The sequence below is a fragment of the Martelella sp. K41-7 genome, from assembly GCF_055808365.1.
Genome location: NZ_JBVVRV010000002.1, coordinates 161500 through 188286 on the forward strand (window position 1 = coordinate 161500; position 26787 = coordinate 188286).

The following is a 26787-nucleotide window of genomic DNA, read 5'->3' on the forward strand; positions in this document are numbered from 1 at the left end:
GTCTCCGCGTCAAAGGGTTGCTTCGGTTCCGAAAATCGCAGTCGCCTGATGCGACAGCGTGATTCCGTTGCCATGGCAAAGCGCCGTTTTGGCATTGGTGATCTGCCGCTCGCCGGCAGTGCCGCGCAATTGGCGGGTGGCCTCGATCAGCGTGAAAACGCCGTACATGCCGGGGTGGCAGAAGGAGAGCCCCCCGCCATTGGTATTGACCGGCAGCGCGCCGCCGGGGGCGATGCGCCCGCCGGAAACGAAAGCCCCGCCTTCGCCCTTGGGGCAGAAGCCGAGGTCTTCCAGAAACAGGATGACGTTGATGGTGAAGGCGTCATAAAGCTGAAGCACATTCATGTCCTCAGGTTTCATTCCGGCCATGGCGAAGGCGCGTTGTCCGGAATCATGGGCCGCCGTCGTCGTCAGGTCCGGCATTTCGGAAACGGCCCTGTTATAGGAGGCGATGCCGCCGCCGAGGAAATAGGCCGGCTTGTTGGGCAGATCGCGGGCCCGGTCCGCGCGGGTCATCACCACGGCGCCGGCTCCATCGGTCAAAAGGCAGCAGTCGCGCAGGCTGAGCGGTTCCATCACCATGCGCGAAGACAGAACATCCTCTATGGTCAATGGGTCGCGTTCGAAGGCCTCGGGGTTCAACCGCGCCCAGGCGCGAGCGGCAACGGCCACCTCGGCAAGCTGTTCGCGGGTGGTGCCGAAACGCGCCATATGTGTGGCCGCCGCCATGGCATAGGCCGTCATCGGATAGCGCGGCTTGTGGGGGATCTCATAGGTCGGCTGTTCGGCGGCTGGCGTCATGCGGCCGGCGTTGGAACGCAGCGTTGCGCCGTAGCAGATCAGCGCCACATCGCACAGTCCGGCCTCAAGCGCCATGGTTGCCGACATGGCATCGGCAACGAAGCTGGAGCCGCCGGTATTGGTACCGTCGATCCAGCGGGGCCTCAGCCCCAGATATTCGATTGTCGATATCGCCGGGAAAGTGTGGCTCATATTGGCGGTGAACAATCCGTCGACATCGGAGAGTTTCAACCCGGCATCCTCAAGCGCTTCGTGAATTGCGAGCGCCTGGATATCCATTGCGTTGAAACCGGGGGCTTCGCCGAGCCCGGCCGTTCCGACACCGACAATTGCGGCTTTGCCGCGCAGGCGCGAATTCATGAGCGTGTCTCCTCACATGGGTCGAACACGACGGCATGCGCGCCGGCATCGCCCTCGATACGCGCCTTCACGCGCATGCCGATGGTAATGTCATCGGGATCGGTGTCGGGAAGGCGGCTCATCATGCGTGGCCCCTCGTCAAGGTCGACGAGAACGAGCGCATGGCGCTGCGGGCGGCTTTCGCCGGGCTTGGGGCGGCCGTAGAGAACCGTGCGGGAGTAAACCGTTCCAAGACCCGAGGCGGGGTGCCAGGCAAGTTTAAGCGAACCGCAATGGGGGCAGAGGATGCGGGGCATGAAGATCGCCTTATCGCAGTCCTGGCATGTCTGAAGCCAGAGCTGGCCGTTATCAACATGGGCCTGAAATTCAAGATCCGGCCCTGAAGCCGGTAACCGAACCGTCATCGCTTTTCCTCCCTGAAATCTCGCTTGCCGCGATATGCTCTTCCTCATTTCGCAACAATATAGTTGTCTGCAATGCAGACATATGTTTTAAATTATCGTTACCAAGCTTTGCCTCTTCTGGCAAGACGGTGCGTGCCGGGCGGCTTGCATGAGCATGGGTTCGGGCCTAGAGCCTCCCGGGTTATGGAGAGAAAGGAGCGGCAATGAACGGGTTCGGGATCGAGGACGAGAATGCAGGCGATCGCCATTTCGTGACGTCGCTGCAGCGCGGCCTTCGCGTCATCGCGGCCTATAGGCCGGATGACCGGGCGCTCACCAATCAGGCGCTCGCCGAGCGGACCGGCTTGCCGCGCTCCACGGTCGCCCGGTTCACGCATACGCTGCACAAGCTAGGGTATCTCGTCCATCACGCGCGCTCATCCGGCTACAGCCTGGCGCCGCGCGTTATCGAACTCAGCCGGGCGGCGCTGGTCAGCACCGGCATCAGTGATCTGGCGCGGCCCTCGATGGAGGCACTGTCCGAGCTTGGGCCTTTTTCCGTGGCGCTCGGCGTGGCGAGCGATGGCGGCATTCGCTATCTCGATCTGGCCCGGCGACCCGAGGCGATCGTGCTCAATCTGGATGTCGGCGCTCTGGTGCCGATGCTGCAGACCGCGATCGGAAGGGCTTATCTTTCCGCGCTTTCCGAGCCGCGCCGCGCGGCCATGCTGCGGCAGCTTAGGGTGGCCGATCCTGCTCTTTATGATGCGCAGGCGCCGCTTCTGGCCGCTGAGGCGGAGCGGTATCAATCGGAAGGCTATGTGACCTCGTTCGGTTGCTGGTGGCCGGAGCTGAATGCAGCGGCCACGACAATCCGTTTCGCCGAGGATGGCGATCCGCTTCTCCTTTCGATTTCCGGGCTTTCATCCGCGCTCACGCCTGAGAAGGTGCGTACCGATTACGCCGCGGCGCTGATGAATTCAGCGCGTGTCATCGAAGGGCGCATGCGGCGGCATTATTCCGAATAGATTTTAACGATGTCTGCATTGCAGGCATTTTTTCCAAAAATATGTTGACCCTTGGAGAGGTTTCGGGAATAGTCCCGCCGGACAGGCCAAGGGAGGAATGGTATGTTGAAAAATGCTGCGTCCGGTGCGGAGACCGGTCTGGAGGCCGCAGCGGGTGAGGGTGTCTTCGCCCAACTCTCGGGTCTCATGAACCCGAAAAGCGTCGCCGTTGTCGGCGCGAGCAACCGAAGTGACGGCTGGAGCGGCATGGCGGTGTCGGTGTTGCGACGGCTCGGCTTTGAGGGGCGCATCTTCCCGGTCAATCCGAAATATGAAGAGCTGAACGATCTCAAATGCTACCCGTCTGTCTCGGCCATCCCCGAGCCAGTCGACGCCGTTCTCATTTTCGTGCCGCAAAAGCTGCTGCCGGACATTCTGGAGGATTGCGGCAGGAAGGGCGTGCGCGGCGCCGTCATTCTCGCATCGGGCTTTTCGGAGACCGGCGAAGAGGGGCGAGCGATGGAAGAAAAGCTGCGCGAGATCGCAAACCGCAACCGGATTGCCATCTGCGGGCCGAACTGTCTTGGCCTTGCCAATCTCGGCAGTGGCTTTATGGGGCTGACGGCGGCGACCTTCCCCGAGGATATGTCGGCGGGACGCACCGCGCTGATTTCCCAGAGCGGCCAGCTTTTGATGGTGCTTCTGTCCCGCGCCCATGATCAGGGCGTTCGCATGCGATATCTCGTATCGACCGGCAATGAGCTTAATGTCGAGGCGGCGGATTATGCCAGCTGGGCGCTGGATGACCCGGACATCGCCTCCATCTGCATGAATCTCGAAGGTTTGCGCACGCCCGCGCGCTTTCTTGCGGTGGCGGAAAAGGCGCAGGCCGTCGAAAAGCCGCTGATCGTGCTGAAGCTCGGCCGCAGCAAGCGCGCCGCGCGCACGGCCCTTGCCCATACCGGCAAGATGGCCGGCGCCTTCCGCACCTATGAGGCCGTGTTCCGGCAAAACAACGTGGTTTCGGTCGATGACCCGATGGAGCTTGCCGAAGCGGCAGCCCTTTTCGAAAAATGCCCGCCGCCGCGTGGCGAGCGCATTGCGGTGGTGACATTTTCGGGCGGCTGGAGCGGTGTCATGGCCGATCAGTGCGAGGCGCTCGACCTGCCGATGGCCGATTTCACCGAAAAGACCGTCGAAGGCCTGCGTCCGTTGCTCGATTTCACCCCGCCGGTCAATCCGCTGGATCTGTCGGGCAATGTCAACAATCACCCCGAACGCTGGGGTCAGAGCCTGAAGATCGCCCTCGATGACGAGAACACAGACATTCTCGTCGTGTTCATTCATCAGGTGCGCGAAAGCTGGCGCGGCCGGTTGATCGGCCCGGTGCTGGAACTGAGCGAAACGGCGGACAAGCCGATCATCGTCGTCTATGACGGCGGCAAGGTGGTGGAGGCGGGCTATGAACAGCTTGCCCGCGACGGACGCCTGCCGATCTATCGCGGAAGCCAGCAGATGCTGAAGGCTCTGAAACGGTTCACCGATTATCACAAGCGCAGGAAGCGCCCAGCAGATGAAGGCGACCGCCCGGAAATCGCCACAGGCGCCGCAGAACGCGTGACTGCATTGCTTGCCGGTGGCGGCCGCACGATTGCCGAGAATGTCGCCAAGGAGGCGCTTTCGGCCTATGGCCTGCCAATGGTCGGCGAAGCCCTGGTGAAAAGCGAGGAGGAAGCTGTTCGCGCGGCTGAGGTCATCGGTTACCCGGTCGTGCTCAAGGGCCTTGCCGACGGCATGGAACACAAGAGCGATGCCGGGCTGGTGCACCTGAAGCTTGGCGATGCCGATGCCGTGCGCGACGCATTCGTCGATCTTGCCGACAAGCTCGCCGGGCATACGCTCGACGGCAAGCCGGCCCCCTGTCTGGTGCAAAAAATGGTCGGCAGCGGGGTCGAGGTTATTCTCGGCATGCAGAATGATCCCGATTTCGGGCCGATGATCCTTGTCGGCGTCGGTGGCGTGATGACCGAGCTTTTGAACGATGTCGCGCTGCGCCGCGTGCCGCTCAGTCCCTCCGACGTTGCCGAGATGATCGACGAAACCCGGCTTGCAACGCTTCTTGCCGGTTATCGCGGGCAGCCCGCAGCCGATCGCGCGGCGCTGGAAGATGCGATCATGCGGCTTTCCGCATTGTCGGTCGCACATGCAGACGCCATCGAAAGCATCGACATCAACCCGGTTCTCGTCCTTGCCGAAGGTGCGGGCTGCGTTGCTGTCGATGCGCTGATTGTCAAACCGGAGGGCAAGGCGTGACCGATCTTCTCAACGCACCCGAGGATACCGCCTTTCGCGCGGAAATCCGGTCTTTCGTTGAAGCAGAACTCGATCCCTCGACCCGGGCGAAAGTGTCGCGGGGCAGCCCGCTTGCGCGCGAGGATTTCGTGCGCTGGCACCAAAGCATGCATCGCAAGGGCTGGGTGGCGCCGGGCTGGCCGAAAGAACATGGCGGCCCCGACTGGACCGCGCGGCAGCGGCTGATTGCCGACGAGGAGTTTTTTCGACTGCACACGCCGCCGCTGCCCGGTTTCGGGCTGAAGATGATCGGCCCGATCCTCATCCGCTTCGGCAATACCGAACAGCAGAAGCGTTTCCTGCCGCGCATTCTCTCCTGTGAGGACTGGTGGTGCCAGGGCTTCAGCGAGCCGGGCGCCGGCTCCGACCTCGCCTCGCTACGCACGCGCGCCGTCAGGATCGATGGCGGCTGGCTCGTCTCCGGCTCGAAGACCTGGACCACCTATGCGCAATATGCCAACTGGATTTTCTGCCTCGTGCGCACCGATCCCGAGGTCAAGAAGCAGCAGGGCATTTCGATGATGCTGATCGACATGTCCGCACCCGGCGTTTCGCGCCGCCCGATCCGGCTGATGGACGGGACCGACGAGGTCAACGAAATCTTCCTCGACAATGTCTTTGTTCCCGATGATCTGGTCGTCGGCGAGCTTAACAAGGGTTGGACTTATGCCAAGGCGCTGCTTGAGCACGAACGGCTGGGCATTGGCGGCGTCGGACGTTCGAAGCACCTTCTGTCGCGCGTGCGGGAGATGGCCGGGGCCGTCGCGATGGTCGATGATCCAGAGATTTCCGCGCGGCTAGCCGGTTTCGAGGTCGATATCATGGCGATCGAAGCCACCACGTTGCGGCTTCTGGCGGCTGCCGAGGCGGGCCGCACGCTTGGCGCTGAAACCTCGCTGTTGAAGGTGCGGGGCACCGAAGTGCAGCAGGGGCTGACAGAACTGATGCTGGATATCGCCGGCCCCGCCGCCCTGCCCGAAAGCGCCAGCGATTGCGCCGACGCGCTGTTTTCAAATGTCGCCTATCAGTTCCTGAACTGGCGGAAACTGTCGATCTATGGCGGCAGCAACGAAATCCAGCGCAGCATCCTGGCCGGCCAGGTTCTGGGGCTTTGAGGGACAAGAGCATGATACGTTTCGATCTTCCGACAGAAGAAGCGCAACTGCTGAAGGATACGGCAGAGCGGTTCGTTGCCGATCACTACGCGCTGGAAAAACGCGTGAAGGCGCTTTCGGCCGCGCCCGGCGATGTGCCGCGGCACTGGGCCGAAATGGCCGAACTCGGCTGGCTGATGGCCTGCGTTCCGGAGGAAGCGGGCGGGCTCGGTCTGACGCCGGTGCAGATCGTGCCGCTGATGGAGGTGCTGGGGGCAGGCCTGATCCTGGAGCCGGTCGGCGCTGTAAGCCTCGGCTGTGCCGCCATGCTGGCCCGTGCTCTGGCGCCTGATGACGCGGCGGAAAAACTTGCGCCCGTTCTTGCCGGCGAGGCGATCGAGGTCGTTGTCGCGGGCCGGGAAGGCGCGCCAATCGCGGCCCGCCGGACGGGTGATGATCTCGTTTTGTCGGGCGCTTCTCCCGCCGTGATCGGCGCGGCCGCCGCAACTGCATTGTGGGTGGTTGCCGAACTGGACGGAACACGTCTTCTGGCGCGCGTCCCTGCGGGAGCCGTATCGGTGACGCCATGCCGGCTGGTTGATGGCCAGGCCGCCGCGCAGGTGTTTTTCGACGATGTGACGCTGCCGGCTGTCGAGGCGATTTTCGATTGCGACGCGGCGCTGGAATTCGGTGCCGATCTGGCGCTGGTTGGCACGCTTGCCGAAACTTCCGGCGTGATCGACGCTCTGCACAAGGCGACGCTGGACTATGTCAAGATGCGCGAACAGTTCGGCCGGGCGATTGGCCGGTTCCAGGTCGTGCAGCATAGAATGGCCGACATGTTCATCGCCTGCGAGGAGGTCCGCTCGATGGTTCTGCTGGCCGCCGAAGCCATGGAGAGCGATGACACGGCATTTCGCGCGAAACTGGTCTCGGCGGCCCGGGTGAAGGTTTCGGACGCGGCGCGCGCGGTGTTGCGTGATGCGGTTCAGCTTCACGGCGGCATGGGCGTCACCGATGAGCTTCCCGTCGGCCACATGGTCAAGCGCCTTCTGGTCCTCACCCAGACCGGCGGCAACCGCGCCGACCATCTCAAGCGCTTTGCCAAGGCGGCCTGATTATTGGTCCTTGATATAAACGGCTGCGGCGCGTTCTGCGGTCAGGCGATATCGCCTGACCGCGTTTTCACTACAGTGTCATGCCGCCATCGACCACCAGAACATGTCCGGTCACCATGCTGGCCCCTGCGCAGAGATAGAGCACGGCTTCGGCAATGTCTTCCGGCTCGGAGCGGCGTTTCAAGACGGCGAGATCGCGGGCCCATTGCTTGCGTTCTTCCGGCCAGTCGTCGGTCCAGGGCGTCCGGGTCTGGCCGGGGGCGACCGCATTGACCCGCACGTCCGGCGCAAGGCCGCGCGCCAGGCTCCGGGTCAGGCTGACAAGCCCGGATTTGCTGGCGGCATAGGCGATCGAGCTGCCCTGCTGGCCCATACCGGCGATTGAGGTCATGTTGACGATCGCGCCACGGCTCTGCTTCAGCGATGGCGCTGCGGCATGGGCGCAGCGAAACGGGCCGATCAGATTGGTACCGATGAGAAGCTGCCAGAAATCCTCTGTCATCTTGTCGAGATCGGAGGGAGGGATCTTGTCCTGCGTTCCGGATGTGCCGGCATTGTTGACGAGATAATCGAGCCCGCCCATGGCATCGACAGCGGTTTCGATCATGGCTTCGGCATTGCCGGGGATCGAGATATTGCCGGGAGCTGCGATTACATCCAGCCCCTTTGCCTGCAACTCGGAGACCTTGGCCGGGCCGGCCGGATCTCCTTCCAGATGGTTTATCGCCACCTGGGCTCCCATTTCGGCCAGCATCGTCACCGTCGCCAGCCCGATGCCCGAAGCGCCACCCGTCACCAGTGCGCGCTTTCCTGTCAGATCGGCTCTGATCATTCCTGTCCTCCCGTTATGTTTGAAAGCATTTTTTTCAATCGCAAAAGGTCGAGATCGCGCTGGTGCAGCAGATCCTCCACCGGTTCGTCACCGTAGTCGTAGAAGCCGGCGCCGGCCCGAACGCCGGTTCTTCCCTCGTCGATGAGGCGGGCGAGAGCGGGGCTGTGCCCGGTGTTTTCGGGCGGCCGATAGGTGCGCGTGGCAAGCCCGTTGCGTATCATTTCAAGTCCGGTGTAGTCCATCTTGCGCATATGGCCGAGCAGGGCGAGGCGATGGATCAGGCCGTGTTCGATGGAAAAGTCGATATCGGCAGCGCATGCCCAGCCCTCGTCGATCATGCGCAGGCATTCGAGATTGAGTGCGGCCTGCAGCCGATTGGCGATGTAGCCGGGCACCAGACGGTCAAATACCAGAGGCGCCTTGCCGAACCCTTCGTAGAGCGCGCGCAATGTCTCAATCACCTGTGGTGCGGTCGAAGGTCCCGGTGCGATATCCACCAGATCGACAATATAGGGGGGCGAATACCAATGCGCGATTGCCGCGTTTTCCTGCCGTGAAGCCGGGATCAGGGGAAAGATATCGAGATAGGACGTGTTGGAGGCGATGATGGTCGAGGCGGGGGCGAAACGGTCAACCTCCTCGAAGACGGCGCGCTTCACCTCGGCCTTTTCCACCACAGCCTCGACGATCAGATCTGCCTCCGCGACAGCCTGTTCGAGCTTGTCGGCAAGGTGGACGCGGTTGCGCGCGGCTTCGGCTTCATGTGGCGATATCGTTCCGGCCTCGCAAAGCGTGTCGCAGGCTGTTGCGATAAGCGCCGGCGCGCGCGCCAGGACCGTGGCTTCGGCATCATGCAGCATCACCCGGCATCCGCCCAGCGCATGCACCAGCGCCAGCGCGTGGCCCATGGTGCCGGCGCCGATCACGGCAACTTTTTCTATCGACATCGGGCCTCCCCTCCCTTTTGTCTTGTCTTCCGTCAAGCCGTGGCGCGCACGATCAGTTCAACGCCGAGATCGAGGTTTTTCCGCTCCGCGTCGCCATTGCCTATCCTTTCGAGAATATGTTCCGCCACGGCTCGGCCGATCTGTTCGTGCGGCGGGCGGATTGTTGAAAGCGGCGGGTTGGTGCAGGCCGCGATGTCGAGATCGCCATAGCCCAGCAAGGCGATATCGGCGGGTATGCGAAGCCCCCTTCGTTCCGCCTCGAACATTGCCCCGACGGCGAGCATGTCGCCGGAAAAGGCGACGGCCTGCGTTTTTGGCGCGGCTGCAAGAATCTCGCCGAGAGCGGTGCCGCCTTCGGCGATGTCGCGCCCGCTTGCCGTGATGATCAGGGGGCGCTGTCGGCTGCCAGCGGCGAACCCCTCCGCAAAGCCTTTGGCGCGGGCCGCCGCGCGCTGGTCGCTTTCAAGGATCGCGCCGACATAGGCGACTTTTTCAAAGCCCTTCTCGGCAAAATAGCGTCCCGCCAGTTGCCCGGCACGGCGATTGCTGAAGCCGATCGCACTGTCGATCGGGCGCTCGTCATGGTCCCACATCTCCACCACCGGGCAGTCCGCCGCGCTCAACATGCCGACAGTGCCGCGCGTATGGTCGCGCCCGGTTACCACCAGGGCTGCCGGGTTCCAGCTGGCAAAGGCGGTGACGATCCGCTCCTCGCGCGCGATGTCATAATCATGCTGGCCGATCATTAGCTGATAGCCGGCATCCTCGAGAATGGTCGACATCCGGTCGAGTGTTGCGGCGAAGAATGAGTTGGTCAGACTGGGAACGATCACGCCGATCAGTGGCGAGCGGGTGCCCGCAAGGCTACCCGCGATCCGGTTCGGGGCATAGCCGAGGCGCTCGGTCGCCTCCCGGACAAGCGCCAGACGTTTCTTCGAGACTGTTTCGGGCGCCTTGAGCGCACGCGATACCGTGGCAAGCGAGACGCCCGCGACCCGGGCGACCTCTTCCATTCTCACCCGCTTGCCAGCGAGCTGCATGTCATCCTTCCGGGGCACGGCTCAGTACTTTCGCTTCGTTTCAGGTCTCCGGTTGCGATAGTAGCGTTGTGACCGTCAATTGCAAACGAATTCATTTTCTATACTAAATTTTGAAAATATTCTTTATCGATATTGAATTTCAACGAAAATTGTGAAAATCTTGATTTTTGAAAGCGCTTTCAAAATAGAGGAGAGAAACGATATGTCGGAAAACGGTCAGTCTGCCAGGAATGGCGCGCGCTATATCGCGGAATCCTTTGAGGCGCTCGGCGTCACCCATGTCTTCTTCATGGATGCGATCCTGCGTCCGACTCTGGTCGAGATGGAGCAGCTCGGCATCAAGCGCATTCTGGCTCACTCCGAAAAATCCGCCGTCTACATGGCCGATGGCTATGCGCGGGCGAGCAATCGCGTCGGGGTCTGCATGTGTCAGTCGGTGGGCGCGGCGAACCTTGCCGCAGGCCTTCAGGACGCTTATCTGCACCGCGCGCCGGTGGTGGCGCTGACGGGACGCAAGGAGCCTATGCTGCGCCACCGCAACGCCTATCAGGAGGTGCCGCATACGCCTCTGTTTCAATCGGTCACCAAAGCCAGCATGGATGTGGCCGAAGCGCGCGAACTGCCCCATCTTCTGCCGCAGGCGTTCCGCATGGCAACGGATGGTTCGCCCCGGCCCGTCCATCTGGACCTGAACGGGCTTGGCGGCGAGATCATCGAGACGGGCATGGTGCCGTCATCCGTTCTGCCGGATTCGGCGCTGGGCCGGCTCCCCGCCCATCGCCCGGTCGCACCGCGGGTGATGATCGAGGCGGCGGCCGAACGGCTTGCAAAAGCCGAACGACCGGTGATCGTAGTCGGCGCCGGGGCGATCCAGGTCGAGGCCCATGCCGAAATCCGCGCCTTCGCTGAAGCCTGCAGTATTCCGGTGGCGACCTCGCTTGGCGGGCGCACTATCGTGCCGACCACCCATCCGCTGCATATCGGTACGGTCGGCACCTATTCCGCGCCGCCGGGAAACCGGCTCGTGCATGAGGCCGACCTGGTGATCTATATCGGCTGCCATGCCGGCGATCAGCCCACCAATAATTACACCGTGCCCGCACAGGGAACGGCGATCATTCAGATCGATCTCGATGGTCAGGAAATCGGCCGCAACTATCCCGGCGTTACGGCGGTCTGGGGGTGCCCGCGCCAGGCTGTGGCGGAGCTTGCCGCGCATGTGACACCGCGCGCGGCCTGGGCGGATTTCGCCGCTCATGCGACAGCGGAAGTCGCCGAATGGCGGCGCGGCATGGAACCCGCCACGCGCTCGGACGCGGCCCCGCTCAGGGTCGAGCGCCTGTGCCATGACATTTCAGAGGCGCTGCCGGAAAATGCAATTCTGGTGGCCGATACCGGCTATTCCGGCATCTGGACCGCCACCATGCTGGATCTGCCGCATCCGGGCCAGAGCTATCTGAGGGCCGCCGGCTCGCTCGGCTGGGCCTTCCCCGCCGCGCTTGGCGCGCAATGCGGCGCGCCGGAGCGGCCGGTGGTCTGCTTTTCCGGCGACGGGGCGTTCTACTATCACCTGAGCGAACTTGAAACCCAGCGGCGCTGGAACATTCCGGTCGTAACCGTGATCAACAACAATTCCGGTTTTGGCCAGGGCACGCCGAAGGTTGCCTCGTTTTACGAGGGACGTTCAGGTTCGCCCGAAGAGATCAACCGGTTCGGTCCGACGGATTTCTGTGCGCTGGCCAAGACTTTCGGTGTTGACGGCTATCGCGTGGAGCGCGCTGAGGATCTGGGGCCGGTTCTGAAAGCCGCGATCGCGGCCCGTAAACCCGCGCTTGTCGATGTTGTGACGGATATCCATCCGCGCGCGCCGGAAGCCTGGTCTCCGGCTGCGGGTTGAGATGATGATGGCGCAGGAGGCGGGAAGCGAGACGTTGGCGTGTTGCACGACAGCACGAACGATCCTGCCTTCACGACGTTTGCATTTGGACATTCTTCTGGCTATGTCTCGTTTTTCGAGCCTCTCCGAGATGGAAACTGCCTTGGTCAGAAGAAGACAAGCGCCGACTGCTTCCAGCGGCACAAAAGACTACAGGATTAATTCCGGCCTTGCGCGTGGCCTGGCGGTTCTCAAGGCATTTGGCCCTGACAACAGGCCGATCGGTAACGCCGAGATCGCCGCGCGTGTCGGGCTGTCCAAGGCGACTGTCTCGCGGCTGACGTTTACGCTCACAGAGCTCGGCTACCTCAATTACGATGAGGAGGTGGGGCGCTATTCGCTCGGGCCGGCCGTTCTCACGCTTGGTTATGACGTGATGGCGCAGATGGAGATTCGCGATATTGCGCGGCCCTACATGCAGTCGCTTGCCGAATATGCCAATGCCAGTGTCTATCTCGGTACCGCCGATGGCAATGAGATGATCTATATCGAGGCCTGCCGCACCAAGGCTTCGATGGCGATCCGCCTTGGTGTCGGCTCGCGCATTCCGCTGATCTGCACCGGTATGGGCCGAGCCTTCCTTGCTGCGCTGCCGGAAAGGGAGCGGGAAGCGCAGATCAGCGCGGTCTCGGGAAATTACGGCGATAACTGGCCGGCCGTGGAAGCCAGGGCGCGGGCGCAAATCGCCTTTGCAAAGGAGAACGGCTTCGCTCTCAGCGATGGCGACTGGATCGTTGAGGCCAATTCCGCCGGCACTGTGGTGCGTCGGACGGACGGCTATCCGGTCTATGGCATCAATGTCGGCGGCTTGCGCTCGATCGTCACCAATGAACGGCTGGAGCACGACCTTGCGCCGCGGCTGCTGGATGTGGCCCGCGAGATAGAGCACCTCGCCCGCGGCGTACTCTGAAGGCGTCCGGTTTTCGCAAGCCTCATCCGGGTGAGGGACATCGGTCAACCGCGGTTGTTCTCGCGGGCGGGAGAGTGGCCTGGGAGGTGGCATGAACCAGTCGGACCGGGAGAATGAGCCGCATCGAAAGCGACGGGGGCGCCCCAGGCAGGATGCTGGCGACTTTTCCACCGGTCACGAGCGCCCCTTCGTTCTCTCTCTTGCGCGCGGCATATCAATTCTGCGGGTTTTCCGGGCGGAAGATCATGTTCTGGGAACCCAGGCGGTGGTCGAGCGGACCGGTTTGCACAAGACGACCGTTTCGAGACTTCTGTGCACGCTCACCAGGCTTGGCTATCTGCGCTATCTGCCCGAATATGGAAAATATGCGGTCTCCAACCAGGTCCTGACGCTTGGCTATTCGGCGGTCGGCCGGTTCGGCTTCATCGAAGCGGTGCGTAGTCACATGGACCGGATTGCCGAAAATGGCGATTGCGGCGTGGCGCTTTCGGTGCGTGACGGCACGGAAATGATGTTCGTGGAACTGGTTCGCCGTCCGAGCGCCGTTGCGCTGAACCTGAATGTCGGATCACGCATTCCCGTTTGCGAGACGGCGCCGGGCCGCGCCTGTCTGGCCTCCATGTCGGCAGAGGAGCGGGCGGAGGTCTTCGCAAGTCTTGCCGCCCGCTATGGCGAGACCTTTGAAAACGAGAAAAAGCCGTTGCTCGAGGCGGTGCTCGAGCGCGTTGCCCGCAACGGATATTCCGATGCGTTTGGCGAATGGGTTCCCAACCACAATGCGGTCGGGGTTGTGCTTCGCGCGCCCGTGACTGGCGATATCTTCACCCTCAGCGTTGGCGGAAATGCCGGTATGCTTCCGGCCGACCGGCTGACGAATGTGCATCTGCCGATGTTGCTGCAGGCCGCCGCGGAAATTTCTGCGCCGATGCTGGCCGGTTGTGATGTCGGCAAAGTGCCGAAATAGAAGAAATCACGGTGTTTTTCGCTATTTAAGCTGGCAAGTCCTGTCGACATTGATGCACTTTTGAAATAGAATTTCAAAAGTGGTTGTTGTCCCAAGCCACGGGTAGCGGATCGTATGGTAGGAGAGCCGGATTGATCGCTTCCCAAGAGGAGGAAAACGGGGCTGGGAGGAATTTATGAAAAAGTTTGCAGCTTTCGCTGTCGGTCTGTCGATGGCAGTCGGCACTCTTGCCGGTGCGGCGAGCGCCGAACCGATCGTCATCAAGATCGGACATGGTTCGGAGGGTGATCTGCACCTGCCGGGCGCCGGTCGTACGGCCTGCGTTGCAGCGATGAAGGACTATCTGAGTACATCTTCCGATGGCCAGATCGAGCTCGAGGTTTATCCCGACAGTTCGCTTGGCGGCGCCCGTGCGATGATCGAATCGGCGCAGGCCGGCGTGATCCAGATGGCCGGTGTTTACACGTCGATCATGGTTCCCTTCATGCCGGAAATGGCGATCACGCAGATTCCCTATGTCTTTCCCGACAGCCTGACCGCCTGGCAGGTCATGGAAGGTCCTTTGGGGGACGAGCTGGCCGAGGGCTTCCTTGAGCGTACCGGCCTCAGGGTTCTGGCCTGGCCGGAAGGAGCGGGTTTCCGCAATATCTATTCCGAAAAACCGATCCACAGCGTCGCCGACATGAAGGGCATGAAGATGCGGGTGCCTGAGAACCCGGGGCTACTGGCCATGTTCCGCGCCTGGGATGCCAATACGGTGACGATCAGCTGGAGCGAGCTCTATACCGCCCTGCAGTCCGGAATGGCGGAAGGTCACGATACCGAGCTCTATTCGATGTATTCGAAGAAGCTTTATGAGGTGAATCCCTACGTCACCATGACCCGGCACAGCTACAACCTGCATCCGATCCTCATCAATGAGGAGTTCTTCCAGTCGTTGTCGCCGGAAAACCAGACCCTGATGCTGAAAGCCGGCGATCTGTGCTCGCGCATGGGCAATGCCCAGTCCTATCTCAGTTCGCTGGTGATCCAGGGAGCGATGGAAGCCGAAGGCGCGGTATTTTATTACCCGACTGCCGCCGAGCTCAAGGAATTCCGAGAACTCGCCCAGCAGCCCTATATCGACATGGTTCTGCGCAAGATGGGCGATGACGGGCAGGAATGGGTCGACCGCATCTTTGCCGCGACCAAAGAGGCCGAAAGCCAGCTCTGAGTTTGCTGGCAAGAGCAGGACTGGCGATGCCGCAACGATACCGATCAGGGTGACCTGATTGATAGTGGCGTCGTGGTCCCCGCGCGGACAGTTGTGGGAGCCGGCCTGAGAGCCGCTGCTGCAACCCGCGCGCGGCTCTGGCGGCAGGGAGATCCATTCAATGAAAAAGCTTCTTATCGGATATCAGACTGCCGCTGATGGCCTGGAGAAGGTCTGCATGGCCGTCGCCATCGTTCTGACCGGCATGCTGTTCCTCATCTCGGCCTACGAGATCATCATCAACCAGCTTGTCGGTAACTCGCCGGTCTGGGTGGAAGAGGTCAGCAACCTGCTCTTTGCCTGGGCGATCTTCATCGGCGCCGGCGTGATCGCGCGGCATGGTGGACATATCGGCGTTGAACTCCTCTACGACATGGTCGGTCCGTTCCTGCAGGCGGCTCTAAAGGTCGGCTACGCTGTTCTGACGCTCGTCGTTGTCTTCGTCATGGTCTATTTCGGCTGGAAGATGGCGCTTTTTGTGGGCAAGTACCAGACCTCGCTCTACCTCGATATCTCGCTCTTCTACTATTACCTTTCGGTTCCGGTTGGCGGTGCGCTGCTGGGGCTTTTCAGCGTTGCCGCCGCGCTTCCCGATCCGCGCAAGCAGGCAGACCTCACCCAAACCGCCGGAGTTTGAACCTTGATTGCTATCATTTTTGGCAGTTTCATCCCGATGCTTCTGCTTGGGGTTCCGATTGCGCTCTGCCTCGTGCTGATGACGATCTTCGTCTATGTCGATATCGGCGATCCGCGTCTTTTCCTGCAAATCCCGCAACGCATGTTTACCAGCACAGAGAACATGCTGCTGCTGGCGATCCCGTTCTTCATCATGGCTGGCGAGATCATGAACCGGGCCGGGATCACCGACCGGTTGATGACGCTGTCGTCATCGCTGGTGGGCTGGATTCGCGGTGGCCTTGCCCACACCAATATCGTTTCCAGCATGTTCTTTGCCGGCATTACCGGCTCTGCGGTCTCCGACACGGTCGCTGTTGGCAGCATCATGGTGCCCGCCATGAAGAAGAACGGCTATGGCGAGGACTACAGTGCCGCCGTGACGGCGGCCAGCTCCGTCATCGGCCCGATCATCCCGCCGAGCATTCCGATGCTGATCTATGCCTCGGTGATGAATGTGTCGATTGCCGGCCTGTTTCTCGGCGGAATGGTGCCGGGCATACTGGTGGCGCTGGCGCTGATGGTGACGGCCTATATTGTTGCTGTGCGCAAGGGCTATGGCGAGCGTGCTCCGTTTGTCGGCGTCGTTCAGCTTCTCCTCGCTTTCCTTCGGGGCGCGCCCGCTCTGCTCTTGCCGGTGATCATCATGGGCGGCATTCTCGGTGGCTTCTTCAGCCCGACGCAGGCGTCCGCCGTGGCGGTCATGTATGGCCTGGCGATCGGCTTCCTGTATTACCGCACGCTCAAGCTTTCGGACCTGGTCCCGATCCTGTCCCATACCGTCAAGGCCACGGCGATGATCATGTTCCTGATGGCATGCGCCAAGACCTTCAGTTGGCTGGTGACCTATTTCAATCTCGTCGAGCATGTGACCATCGCCTTCGTGTCGCTGACGGAGAACAAGCTGGTCTTCCTGCTGCTGGTCAATGTCATCTACCTGGTCATCGGCATGTTCCTGGATATGGGTTTCGCCATCATCGTGCTGGGGCCGCTGCTGGCGCCGATAGCTTACCAATACGGCGTCGATCCGATCCATTTCGGCCTGATCACCTGCATGAATCTGACCGTAGGATTGGCAACGCCACCCTTCGGACTTGTGCTGTTTGCGGCCTGCGGGGTCTCAAAGGTCAGTCTGTCACGCATAAGTCGGGCCATCCTGCCCTTCATAGCCGCCGAACTCATAGTCCTGGCGCTGATCACCTACCTGCCGGCGCTGACCATGTATTTCCCGCGCCTGTTTGGATACGCCTAGGTATTTGACCCAGACAGCTTCAAAAGCGCGCCAAAGCCGCGCTGACCCTTGTCAGTGCGGAGCCCGAAGAAGATGAAACCCCGGATTTGCCATTCGACTTCCAATATATGCTCAAGTCCGCCAAGGGCTACCTCAACAACCAGAAGTTGACGAGCCATCGTCTGCAGGATGTCAGTGAAAAAGAGGCTGACTCCAGCAAAATGCACTTTGCGCTCAGCGAGATCCCCTCAACCACCGGTGGCCAGTCGGCTCTTGACGATCTGATGGAGACGGGGGAAACCAATTTTGAGTTGACCGAGGATATGTTCGATCTGTTTTATCCCGGGCAGTATGATCGGCGCATCCAGAGTGTTCAAAGCAGTTTCCCCGGCTTGGCGAAGGCAGGGCTCAGCCCGCATGCCAAGCTCACCCAAGTCTCCAACATCCGCTATCTCATCCGTGATCGCGCGCAGGCGCGACGTTGAAGACCTGCTTGCTAAGCTTGGGATCGACCTGTCGTTTCAGACTGTCGCAGAATGGGCGAGGAAATTTGGCCTGAAGTTCGCCCATCAACTTCGTCGGCGGTCCTGCGGCAATTTTGCTGACAAGTGGCATCTCGATGAGATGGTCGTGTCCATAAAGGGAAAGAAATACTGGCTGTGGCGCGCCGTCGACGCCAACGGCTATGTTCTTGATGCCCTGCTGCAAAGCCGCAGAAACAAGCGGGCCGCTCTTCGGTTGATGCGCAAACTGCTGAAGAGCTAGGGCGTTACACCACGCGCGATGGTGACAGACAAGCGGCGCTCTTATTCCGCCGCAAAGCGACAGCTCATGCCGGGTGTCGAGTACCGTTCGCACAAGGGACTCAACAATCGCGTCGAGAACTCTCACCTTCCCGTGCGACGCCACCGCGCAGGCTGCTGGAAGGATGCGGCCTGACCACCGAAGAATCGCCGAAACTGCCACCTCCCGTCCGCCGCTATCTGAACATTGAAGTCGAAAACCATACGCTTGTGGTCGCCCGGTAAAAGCCTTGCCGCCAGCGATGTGCCGACCAGAGAACAGAGTGGCATGTCGCAAATCATGAACTGTTGATGCGTTTGGCGAATGCAATGAAGATGGCGAAAAGGCTAACAAATGTGCAGACTTGGCTATTGACTGAATTTTAATCCACGCCTAGGCTTCGTTTCAGATATAGGCCCTCTGGCCACAGGCAACCGCGCCCCGTTTGACGTCTTTCAACGACGTAACGGGGCTTTTTGTTTTATGACTTTGGAGTTGAGCGCAATTGTCTAGATCAGGCCCGGTATATCCCCTGACATTGCTGTTTTCAGCCGGGGGCAGCTATGCTCCTCTTGGTCGGGAAGCCGTGGCCGGTGCATTGGCGGCGATTGCGGAGATCAATGCCGACGAGAACCTTCCCATTCGCCTCGCGCCATTGATCGCCGACCCGCAGGGCCAGCGCTACGCCCATCTTGCGGAAGTTGCGCTGCGTGAAGGCGCGCGTCATATTGTTGGTACCATCACATCGACCGGCCGCAAGGAAGTCATTCCTGTGGTTGAAAGGCAGGGCGGCCTGCTATGGTATGCCTTTCCATATGAAGGCTTCGAGGCCAGCGACAGCACGCTTTATTTCGGCGCCTGTCCCAATCAGCACTTACTGCCACTGTTCGATTATGTCCTGCCGCGTTACGGCAATCGGCCCTTCGTTGTCGGATCCAACTACATCTGGGGCTGGGAGGTTGCGCGCATCGCCCGTGAGCTTGCCGAAGCGGGCGGTGGCGGGCTTGCAGGCGAACGGTATCTGCCGCTTGGTCATACGAGCTGTGACCATCTGATTTCTGAAATCCGTGAATGCCGTCCGGATTTCATCCTGTCAAACTTGGTCGGTGAGAGCCTTCATGCCTTTGTGCGCGCCTTTCATGCGCTGGCGCTCGAGGATGAGCGGTTCTCGCCGGAGCACTGTCCGATCGTCTCGTGCAACATGACCGAGGCGGATATTGAGGAGCTTGGCGCCACCGCTTGCGGACATATCACCACGTCGAGCTATTTCGACAGTCTGAATACCCCTGAAAATCGCGCATTCAAGGCGCGTATCGCCGGACGTCAGGGCCACCGCAAGGCGATCTCGTCGTGCTTCGCTTCGGTTTACTCCGCCGTTTCGGTGCTCGGCCATGCCATTGCCGAAGCCGGCACGGACGATCCGAGGATCGTGCGCCGGGTGGTGACCTCGCGCAGGTTCGATACACCGATCGGGGCGCTCTCGGTTGATGCGGCGACGCAGCACGCGGCGCTCTCCTGCCATATGGCGGAAGTCGGACGCGGCGGGCGCTTCCACCTGTTCGATCGCAGCATCGGCCCGATCAAGGCCGACCCCTATCTTTCCGGTAATGCCGCACGGGCCGCTTTCCAGTCGGCGCCGCTTGCTTCAGGAGCTGCGGGGCTGAAGGTGGTCAAATGAAGACGTTCAAGCGACCGGATCTCGCCGGCAAGGAAGCCGTCATCCTGCACCCGCCGCATGCAACCGCCGATGCGCTGGTGCGGCAGCTAGCGCTCCTTCGGATCTCTGCGCGCGTGGTCTGGCCGCAGCTCGATTGCAAGGATGCGAAGGCCGATTTCGTTTTCTTCGATGTCGATGGCGGTCATGAGGGACAGTTTGTCTGGGAACAGGGTTGCGCGCCGATGCCCACGATCGCGTTGATCGGCTCTGAAGCGCCGGGCCGGATAGAATGGGCCATAGAGCAAGGCGCAGATGCCCATCTCCTGAAGCCGATTGGTTCGACCGGCGTCTACAGCGCGCTTCTGGTTGCTAGTCATGCCTTCAACACTGCCCGCAAGCAGACCGACAATATCCGCGCTCTCGAGGGCCGGCTGCGCCAGCGCCCCTCCGTGGTGCAGGCCGTCATTCTGCTGATGGAAGAGGGCGCGCGCGACCAGGAGGTGGCCATGAAAACGCTGCGCGCCATTGCCATGACCTGGCGGATGACGATCGAGGAAGCGGCGGAAGCCATCTGCAACAATGAGGGCCGCACTAAACGCGGCGCATGAAAGACAAGGAGAAAGACGTGTCAGTGACAGAAGGTTTCGCACCCTACGGTGAATATCGGACCTGGTATCGGATCACCGGTGACCTGAAATCCGGCAAGCCGCCGCTGATCGTGGTTCATGGCGGCCCTGGTTGCACGCATGATTATGTCGACAGCTACAAGGATGTCGCCAAGAGCGGGCGCGCCGTCGTCCACTACGATCAGGTCGGCAATGGCAAGTCCACACACCTGCCGGAAAAGGGCGCCGATTTCTGGACCGTCGATTTCTTCAAGAAGGAACTGCACAATCTGATCGATCATCTCGGCATTGGCGATGCCTATTGCGTGCTCGGCCAGTCGTGGGGCGGCATGCTGGGCGCGGAATTTGCAATCGATTGCCCAAAAGGCCTCAAGGCGCTGGTGATCGCAAACTCCCCGGCCGCCATGAAGACCTGGATTTCCGAAGCCAACCGGCTGCGCAAGGCGCTTCCGGGCGGTATTCACGAGACGCTGCTGAAGCACGAACAGGCAGGCACGACGGACAGCGCCGAATACAAGGCCGCCACCGACGTGTTCAACCAGAACCATGTCTGCCGGATCGTGCCGATGCCGCTGGAGGTTCAGCATACATTCGATCAGATCGACGAGGACCCCACGGTCTATCACACCATGAACGGGCCGAACGAGTTCCATGTCGTCGGCACGATGAAGAACTGGTCCGTGGTCGGCAAGCTCTCCGCAATCGAGGCTCCGACCTACCTCATTTCCGGGCGCTTCGATGAAGCGACGCAAGCTTGCGTTACGCCCTTTCTGGACGAGAATCCCGGATGTCCGCTGGACCGTGTTCGGTGCGTCTTCCCACATGCCGCATGTCGAGGAACGGGACGCCTGCATGGCGGCCGTTTGCGCCTATCTCGATGAAAAGGCCGCATGAGCGGCGTGCCATCAACCCAGAAACAGAAAGCAAAAGAGGAACAGCAGTGATGAAGACAATCAGGCATTTGAAGATAGCAGGCGCCGCGCTCGCCGTGGGCCTTCTTGCACAGACGGCGCTTAGCGGCGTTGCCCAGGCGCAGGATCGCGAAGCGCTTATGAAAGAGCACAGCGGCGGCACCATGATGCTGGGCGCGGTTTCGGCGGCCGGCACGATCGACCCGCATGTCAACTACACCGCCGAGTTCTGGCAGGTGTTCCAGATCCTTTACGATGGGCTGGTAAAGTTCAAGCAGGCCTCACGTGCGGAAGGCTATGAGATCGTTCCCGATCTCGCCGAGGCGATCCCGGAACCGCAGGATGGCGGCAAGACCTATGTGTTCAAGCTGCGTGACGGCATCAAGTTTGCCGATGGCACAGACATGACGGCTGAAGATGTCGTTGCCTCGTTCCAGCGCATCTTCAAGATCAACGGCCCGACCTCCGGCTCGTTCTACAACAACATCGTCGGCGCCGACAAATGCCTTGCCGAGTCGAAGAGTTGCACGCTGGAAGGCGGCATTGTCGCTGATGAAGCGGCCGGCACGGTGACCTTCCATCTGGTCGCACCGGATTCGGAATTTTTCGACAAGCTCGCCGTTCCGCACGCCTCGATCCTGCCTGCCGAAACGGCGGCGACCGATGCCGGCACCAGCTATATTCCGGGCACCGGTGCCTACATGATCGAGAGCTATGATCCGAACGACAAGATGGTGATGAAGCGCAATCCGGCGTTTTCGGAATGGAGCGTCGATGCCCAGCCGCAGGGCTACCCGGACGAGATCGTCTACCGCTTCGGCATGAATGAAGAATCGATGATCAACGCAATCCAGAACGGCCAGCTCGACTGGATGTTCGATCCGCCGCCGGCAGATCGGCTGAACGAACTCGGCACGCAATACGCCGACCAGGTTCACGTCAATCCGCTTGCCGCCTTCTGGTATGCGCCGATGAACACCAATCTTGCGCCGTTCGACAACGTCAAGGTGCGTCAGGCCGTCAACTACGCCATCGACCGCAATGCGCTGGTCAATATCTATGGCGGTCCCGTTCTCGCGCAGCCGACCTGCCAGATCCTGCCGCCGGAGTTCCCCGGCTTTGAAGCAAGCTGCCTCTATACCGAAAATCCGGGCACGACCTGGTCGGCGCCTGATATGGAAAAGGCAAAGCAACTCGTCGAGGAATCCGGCACGGCCGGACAGAAGGTGACTGTGGTTTCTGAAGACACCGCGACCTCGCGCGCCATTGGCACCTATCTGCAGAGCGTTCTGGCCGAACTCGGCTATGATGCCACGATGCAGGCGATCTCGCCGAACATCCAGTTCACCTATATCCAGAACACCGACAACAATGTTCAGATCTCGGTCTCGCAGTGGTTCATGGACTATCCGCAGGCTTCGAACTTCCTGAACGTTCTTCTCTCCTGTGCATCCTTCAACGAGGGGTCGGACGCCTCGATCAACATTGCGGGCTATTGCAATGAAGATATCGATGCCAAGATGACTGAAGCGATGCAGACGGCCGTAACCGATCCGGAAAGCGCCAACAAGCTTTGGGCCGAGATCGACAAGGCGTTTATGGAACAGGCCCCGGTCGCGCCGCTGTTCACGCCGAAGAATGTCGATTTCACCTCCAAGCGCGTCGGCAACTTCATCTTCTCCAACCAGTTCCGCTGGCTCATCGACCAGTCCTGGGTGCAGTAACAAGGACGGCTCTGCCGCTCCCGGTCCGCTGGCCTCAAGGGCGAGCGACCGGCGGCGGCAGGGCCTGGAAGACATCACAGACAGGGCGTTTGCGCCCTGTCGCCGGCCAGACGAGATCCACGCCCATGACAGATGCAGCGTTAACAGTGAACCCGGCAGAGCCTAAGCCACGCGTCGGGCAAAGCCCGATGCGCCGGGCATGGCTCATCCTGTCGCGCGACAAGGCCGCGATCGGTGCCTTTGTGGTGCTGATGGTGATTGTGCTCGCCTGTCTCGCCGCGCCGCTCTATGCGAAATATGTCGCGAAATCCGATCCGTTCCGTTCCAATCTCTCGGGCTCGATCGAGATTGACGGCAAGGCCGAGAAGATCATGCAGGCCTCGACCACGGGGCTGGGCCTTGGCGTCACCCCCATCGGCCCCACCTGGCATGGTCAATACATGCTCGGCGCCGACAATCAGGGCCGTGATGTCGCAGCGCGCCTGCTTTACGGCGGGCGCAATTCGCTTCTGATTTCATCGGCGGCAACGCTGATCTGTCTGGTGCTGGCGGCGACCATCGGCATTTCCGCTGGCTTCTTCGGCGGCTGGGTTGATATGGTCCTGTCGCGGATACTGGAAGTTCTGTGGGCGTTCCCGGTCTATCTTCTAGCGATCTCGCTGTCGATCGTGCTCCTGTCGCAGACGATCGTTCTCGGTCCGATCGAGATCAGTTCGGGCAGCCTTGCACTCCCGATCGTGATCATCGGCATCATCTTTGTCCCCTATATCGCAAGGCCAGTCCGCGGACGGGTTCTGTCCTTGCGCGAAAGCGAGTTCGTGCTGGCAGCGCGCGGTCTCGGTATTCCGCGCTGGCGCATCCTGATCAAGGATATCCTGCCGAATGTGACGACCACGCTGATCGTCTACATCCCGATCATGATGGCGCTCAACATCGTCACCGAATCGGCGCTTTCCTTCCTCTCCATCGGCGTTCAGCCGCCGGAAGCGAGCTGGGGTACGATCATCCAGGATGGTCAGGGGCTGTTGTACACCAGACCAATGGTCGCGCTCGCGCCCGGTATCGCGATTGTGCTGACCGTGCTGGCGCTGAATGTGCTCGGCGACAGCGTGCGCGATGCGCTCGATCCCAGAACCAAGATGCGCTGAGGAGCGATCATATGTTTTTTGCAATCCTCCAGCGCCTCGGCCAGATGATCTTTGTGATGTTCGGCATCTCGGCGCTTGTGTTTTTGATCTTCTTTGCAACGCCTGGCTCCGATCCTGCCGCGCGCATTGCAGGGCGCAATGCCGCGCAGGAAACGGTTCAGGCGATCCGCAAGGATTTCGGTTTCGACAAGCCGCTGCCCGTTCAGTATGCGATCATGATGAAGAAGCTGTTCGTCACGCGCGATCTCACCTCCTTCGTCAACCGTGGGCTGGAGGTTGTACCGCAGGTGATGCGGGCCGCGCCAATCACGCTGTCGCTGGTGTTCGGAGCGGCGGTGCTATGGGTGTTCGGGTCGATCGCGGTCGGGGTTCTTGCGGCGATGTACCGCGATACGGTTATCGACAAGGGCCTGATGATCCTTGCGCTGATCGGCGTGTCGATGCCGGTGTTCTGGCTTGGCGAACTGATGAACCTGGTTTCCCAGAGCCGCTTTCATGACACATGGCTTTTCTCCTGGGTGCCGGGTCTTGGCTACAAGCCGTTCTTCGATGGTCCCTGGATGTGGTTCAAGACCCTGGTCATCCCGTGGTTTACGCTGGCCGCCCTTTACATCGGCATCTATGGCCGTGTTCTGAGGGCCAATCTGGTGGAGGCCTATCAGGAAGACTATGTCCGCACCGCACGCGCCAAGGGCCTGTCGCCTGGCCGCGTCATGCTGCGCCATGCGCTCAGAATGTCGATGATCCCGTTCGTCACCATGTTCGGCCTCGATTTCGGCGTTCTCGTCGGCGGTGCAGCGCTTTTGACGGAAGTCGTGTTCGGTCTGAATGGCGTCGGCCGGCTCACCTATCAGGCCATGCTCAACCTCGACCTTCCGATGATCCTCGCGACCGTGATGTACGCTTCGTTCTTTGTCGTGGTCACCAATGCCATTGTCGACATCATCTATGTCGTGATTGATCCGCGGGTGAGGGGCCACTGATGGAAAAGAGCGCAAACGCACCACTGCTCGATGTGCAGGGCCTTTCCGTATCCTTCGCCACCGACCGGGGCCGGGTAAAGGCAATCGACGACGTGTCGTTCCGTGTCGAGAAGGGAGAGATCCTCTCGATCGTCGGCGAGTCGGGATCGGGGAAGTCGGTGACCTTGTTGTCGCTGCTCGGCCTCAACGATCCGAAGACCACCTTCGTCGACGGCTCCGTAGCGTTTCAGGGTAAACGCCTGCTCGAACTGCCGGACCGGGCGCTGCGCCGATTGCGCGGCAAGGAAATCGGTCTGATCTCGCAGGATCCGATGACGGCGCTGACGCCGGTCTACACGATTGGCTGGCAAATTGCCGAGCAGATCCGGACCCACGAGAATGTGTCGAAGAAGGCTGCACGTCTGCGCGCGGTTGAACTCCTTGCCTCGGTGGGCCTGCCCAATCCGAACGAAGCCGTCGACCGCTATCCGCACCAGCTTTCCGGCGGCATGCGCCAGCGTGCCGTCATCGCGATGGCGCTGTCCTGCAGCCCGTCTCTTCTGGTGGCCGATGAACCGACGACGGCGCTTGACGTGACCGTGCAGGCGCAAGTTCTGGATCTGCTTTTGAAGCTGCGGGACGAATTCGGTTCGGCGATCATCCTCATCACTCATGATATGGGCGTGGTCGCCGAAGTCGCGGACCGGGTCCATGTCATGTATGCCGGGCGAATGGTTGAAAAGGGAACGACGACGGAGGTCTTCGACCAGCCGATGCATCCCTACAGTTGGGGGCTGATGGCATCCATTCCGCCGCTTTTCGGCGAAAAGCCGGCGCGGCTTCCCTCGATTTCCGGCATGCCGCCGACACCGCAGCAGGCCCCGACCGGCTGTGGCTTTGCCCCGCGCTGCCGGTTTGCAAGGCCGGAATGCGAGGCCCGTCCGCCGACCCGCCGGGATGGAGACCATTCCGCGCTCTGCGTGCTCGATGGCGCTGAACGCGCGGCGGCGCGACGTGCTGTCTTGGGACATGAGGTGGACGCATGAGCGAGACGACAAGGCGCGAGACGATGCGAACGAACACACCGCTAATCGCAACCCGCGATCTTTCCAAGCACTTCACCGTCGGCAAGACCATGCGGCCCGGTTCGGGCCGGACGCTTTACGCCGTGGAAGACATCACGCTTGAAGTCCATCAGGGCGAAACGCTCGGTCTTGTGGGGGAGTCCGGATCCGGAAAATCCACCTTTGGTCGCTGTCTGACACGGCTTTACGACCCGACCTCCGGGACGCTGGAATTTGACGGCAAGGACATCACACGCACAGGCGAGCGCGGCCTGCTGCCGGTGCGCCGGCGCATGCAGATGATCTTTCAGGACCCCTCGGCCTCGCTTAACCCGAAACGACGCGTGCGCGATATCGTGGGTGAGGCGGTCAGGGTTCACGGCATCCGCAAGGGCAGTGCGGTCAATCACTGGCTCGAAGAGCTGATGGATATCGTCGGCCTCAGCGCGGAATATCTCGACCGCTATCCGCATGAATTTTCCGGCGGACAGCGCCAGCGTATCGGCATTGCCCGCGCGCTTGCGGTCGAGCCGGAGCTGATCGTTGCCGACGAGCCGGTCTCCGCGCTTGATGTTTCCGTGCAGGCCCAGATCGTCAACCTGTTTTCCGAACTGCGCGAACGGCTGAACCTCACCTATATCTTCATCGCGCATGATCTGGCCGTGGTCCGTCAGGTGTCGTCACGCGTCGCGGTCATGTATCTCGGCTCACTGGTGGAAATCGGCGAAACCGATGCGCTCTACCGCGAGCCCCGGCACCCCTATACCCAGGCCTTGCTGTCTGCCGTGCCACAGCCGGAAAACCGCGGCAAACGTCAGCGTATCCTGCTGGAAGGCGAAATTCCAAGCCCGCTCGATCCGCCGAAGGGCTGCAAATTTTGTACCCGTTGTCCTTTTGCCGCCGATCGCTGCCACGCCGAACGTCCAAAGTTACGGGATTTCGGTGATGGCCGTCAGGTGGCCTGCCATTATCCCCTTGGCGCTACAGTAGGCTAGAGCGATGTTTTGAAG

At 61.1% G+C, this 26787-nt stretch carries 23 protein-coding genes and 2 pseudogenes; 20 read left to right on the top strand and 5 right to left on the bottom strand.

The genetic code is table 11. From position 1 onward, the window contains the following. Positions 1–9: 9 nt before the first annotated feature. Together AC0L7L_RS21190 and AC0L7L_RS21195 are read right to left on the bottom strand one after the other, a co-directional pair. Entirely contained in the window at positions 10–1161 is a 1152-nt protein-coding gene (locus AC0L7L_RS21190) for an acetyl-CoA acetyltransferase (RefSeq protein ID WP_473514184.1), read from the bottom strand. Then, positions 1158–1565, bottom strand: a complete 408-nt coding sequence (locus AC0L7L_RS21195) for a Zn-ribbon domain-containing OB-fold protein (RefSeq protein WP_272214427.1) — start codon at positions 1563–1565, stop codon at positions 1158–1160. The genes AC0L7L_RS21190 and AC0L7L_RS21195 overlap by 4 nt, the downstream gene beginning before the upstream one ends. 203 nt (positions 1566–1768) lie before the next feature. Here AC0L7L_RS21195 and AC0L7L_RS21200 point away from each other — a divergent pair, with 203 nt between their 5' ends. From AC0L7L_RS21200 to AC0L7L_RS21215, 4 genes are all read left to right on the top strand, one after another. After that, entirely contained in the window at positions 1769–2572 is an 804-nt protein-coding gene (locus AC0L7L_RS21200) for an IclR family transcriptional regulator (protein WP_272214426.1), read from the top strand. 102 nt (positions 2573–2674) lie between these two features. Continuing rightward, positions 2675–4864: an acetate--CoA ligase family protein gene (locus AC0L7L_RS21205; RefSeq protein WP_473514185.1), complete on the top strand. Its 2190-nt coding sequence runs from the start codon at positions 2675–2677 to the stop codon at positions 4862–4864. Further along, positions 4861–6018: an acyl-CoA dehydrogenase family protein gene (locus AC0L7L_RS21210; RefSeq protein ID WP_473514186.1), complete on the top strand. Its 1158-nt coding sequence runs from the start codon at positions 4861–4863 to the stop codon at positions 6016–6018. Before AC0L7L_RS21205 ends, AC0L7L_RS21210 begins: the two co-directional genes overlap by 4 nt. A gap of 11 nt (positions 6019–6029) precedes the next feature. After that, a complete protein-coding gene (locus AC0L7L_RS21215) occupies positions 6030–7115 on the top strand; it encodes an acyl-CoA dehydrogenase family protein (protein ID WP_272214422.1) in 1086 nt (361 codons plus the stop codon). 70 nt (positions 7116–7185) lie between these two features. On the opposite strand, the gene AC0L7L_RS21220 is transcribed toward AC0L7L_RS21215, so the two are convergent. Genes AC0L7L_RS21220 through AC0L7L_RS21230 form a run of 3 tightly spaced genes read right to left on the bottom strand, consistent with a single transcriptional unit; the run spans position 7186 to position 9934 of the window. After that, positions 7186–7947, bottom strand: coding sequence for an SDR family NAD(P)-dependent oxidoreductase (locus tag AC0L7L_RS21220; protein WP_272214421.1), 762 nt, complete (start codon positions 7945–7947; stop codon positions 7186–7188). Further along, positions 7944–8894 carry a 3-hydroxyacyl-CoA dehydrogenase family protein gene (locus AC0L7L_RS21225; RefSeq protein ID WP_473514187.1) on the bottom strand — a complete coding sequence of 317 codons (951 nt, stop codon included), beginning with the start codon at positions 8892–8894 and terminating at the stop codon, positions 7944–7946. The genes AC0L7L_RS21220 and AC0L7L_RS21225 overlap by 4 nt, the downstream gene beginning before the upstream one ends. A gap of 32 nt (positions 8895–8926) precedes the next feature. Continuing rightward, positions 8927–9934 carry a LacI family DNA-binding transcriptional regulator gene (locus tag AC0L7L_RS21230; RefSeq protein ID WP_473514188.1) on the bottom strand — a complete coding sequence of 336 codons (1008 nt, stop codon included), beginning with the start codon at positions 9932–9934 and terminating at the stop codon, positions 8927–8929. A 202-nt stretch (positions 9935–10136) separates the two neighbouring features. Here AC0L7L_RS21230 and AC0L7L_RS21235 point away from each other — a divergent pair, with 202 nt between their 5' ends. From AC0L7L_RS21235 to AC0L7L_RS21310, 16 genes and pseudogenes are all read left to right on the top strand, one after another. Next, the gene (locus AC0L7L_RS21235) at positions 10137–11831 is read left to right on the top strand and encodes a thiamine pyrophosphate-binding protein (protein ID WP_272214417.1); all 1695 of its coding nucleotides are present in this window, start codon (positions 10137–10139) and stop codon (positions 11829–11831) included. A 142-nt stretch (positions 11832–11973) separates the two neighbouring features. Next, entirely contained in the window at positions 11974–12780 is an 807-nt protein-coding gene (locus AC0L7L_RS21240; protein WP_272214416.1) for an IclR family transcriptional regulator, read from the top strand. A 91-nt stretch (positions 12781–12871) separates the two neighbouring features. Next, on the top strand, positions 12872–13744 hold the full coding sequence (locus tag AC0L7L_RS21245) for an IclR family transcriptional regulator (protein ID WP_473514189.1): 873 nt from the start codon (positions 12872–12874) through the stop codon (positions 13742–13744). A gap of 175 nt (positions 13745–13919) precedes the next feature. Then, complete coding sequence (locus AC0L7L_RS21250; protein ID WP_473514190.1) at positions 13920–14957, top strand: TRAP transporter substrate-binding protein; 1038 nt, start codon at positions 13920–13922, stop codon at positions 14955–14957. A gap of 160 nt (positions 14958–15117) precedes the next feature. Then, positions 15118–15633 (top strand): TRAP transporter small permease, encoded by a 516-nt coding sequence (locus tag AC0L7L_RS21255; RefSeq protein WP_272214411.1) that lies wholly within the window; start codon positions 15118–15120, stop codon positions 15631–15633. Between the two features lie 3 nt (positions 15634–15636). After that, the gene (locus tag AC0L7L_RS21260; protein ID WP_272214410.1) at positions 15637–16923 is read left to right on the top strand and encodes a TRAP transporter large permease; all 1287 of its coding nucleotides are present in this window, start codon (positions 15637–15639) and stop codon (positions 16921–16923) included. A gap of 41 nt (positions 16924–16964) precedes the next feature. Next, on the top strand, positions 16965–17387 hold the full coding sequence (locus AC0L7L_RS21265; RefSeq protein WP_473514269.1) for a Tc toxin subunit A-related protein: 423 nt from the start codon (positions 16965–16967) through the stop codon (positions 17385–17387). Then, a pseudogene (locus AC0L7L_RS21270) lies at positions 17377–17808 on the top strand (IS6 family transposase); the annotation flags it as partial. The gene AC0L7L_RS21265 and the pseudogene AC0L7L_RS21270, both read left to right, overlap by 11 nt. 415 nt (positions 17809–18223) lie before the next feature. Further along, positions 18224–19363: a transporter substrate-binding protein gene (locus AC0L7L_RS21275; RefSeq protein ID WP_272214407.1), complete on the top strand. Its 1140-nt coding sequence runs from the start codon at positions 18224–18226 to the stop codon at positions 19361–19363. Continuing rightward, positions 19360–19950 carry an ANTAR domain-containing response regulator gene (locus tag AC0L7L_RS21280; RefSeq protein ID WP_473514191.1) on the top strand — a complete coding sequence of 197 codons (591 nt, stop codon included), beginning with the start codon at positions 19360–19362 and terminating at the stop codon, positions 19948–19950. The genes AC0L7L_RS21275 and AC0L7L_RS21280 overlap by 4 nt, the downstream gene beginning before the upstream one ends. Further along, a pseudogene (locus AC0L7L_RS21285) lies at positions 19947–20862 on the top strand (proline iminopeptidase-family hydrolase). The gene AC0L7L_RS21280 and the pseudogene AC0L7L_RS21285 overlap by 4 nt, the downstream one beginning before the upstream one ends. 49 nt (positions 20863–20911) lie before the next feature. Then, complete coding sequence (locus tag AC0L7L_RS21290; protein ID WP_272214687.1) at positions 20912–22603, top strand: ABC transporter substrate-binding protein; 1692 nt, start codon at positions 20912–20914, stop codon at positions 22601–22603. A 125-nt stretch (positions 22604–22728) separates the two neighbouring features. Then, the gene (locus AC0L7L_RS21295; protein ID WP_272214403.1) at positions 22729–23751 is read left to right on the top strand and encodes an ABC transporter permease; all 1023 of its coding nucleotides are present in this window, start codon (positions 22729–22731) and stop codon (positions 23749–23751) included. Between the two features lie 11 nt (positions 23752–23762). Then, positions 23763–24734: an ABC transporter permease gene (locus AC0L7L_RS21300; RefSeq protein ID WP_473514192.1), complete on the top strand. Its 972-nt coding sequence runs from the start codon at positions 23763–23765 to the stop codon at positions 24732–24734. Next, positions 24734–25759 (top strand): ABC transporter ATP-binding protein, encoded by a 1026-nt coding sequence (locus AC0L7L_RS21305; RefSeq protein ID WP_272214401.1) that lies wholly within the window; start codon positions 24734–24736, stop codon positions 25757–25759. The genes AC0L7L_RS21300 and AC0L7L_RS21305 overlap by 1 nt, the downstream gene beginning before the upstream one ends. Then, positions 25756–26772: an ABC transporter ATP-binding protein gene (locus AC0L7L_RS21310; RefSeq protein WP_473514193.1), complete on the top strand. Its 1017-nt coding sequence runs from the start codon at positions 25756–25758 to the stop codon at positions 26770–26772. Before AC0L7L_RS21305 ends, AC0L7L_RS21310 begins: the two co-directional genes overlap by 4 nt. Positions 26773–26787: the final 15 nt, after the last annotated feature.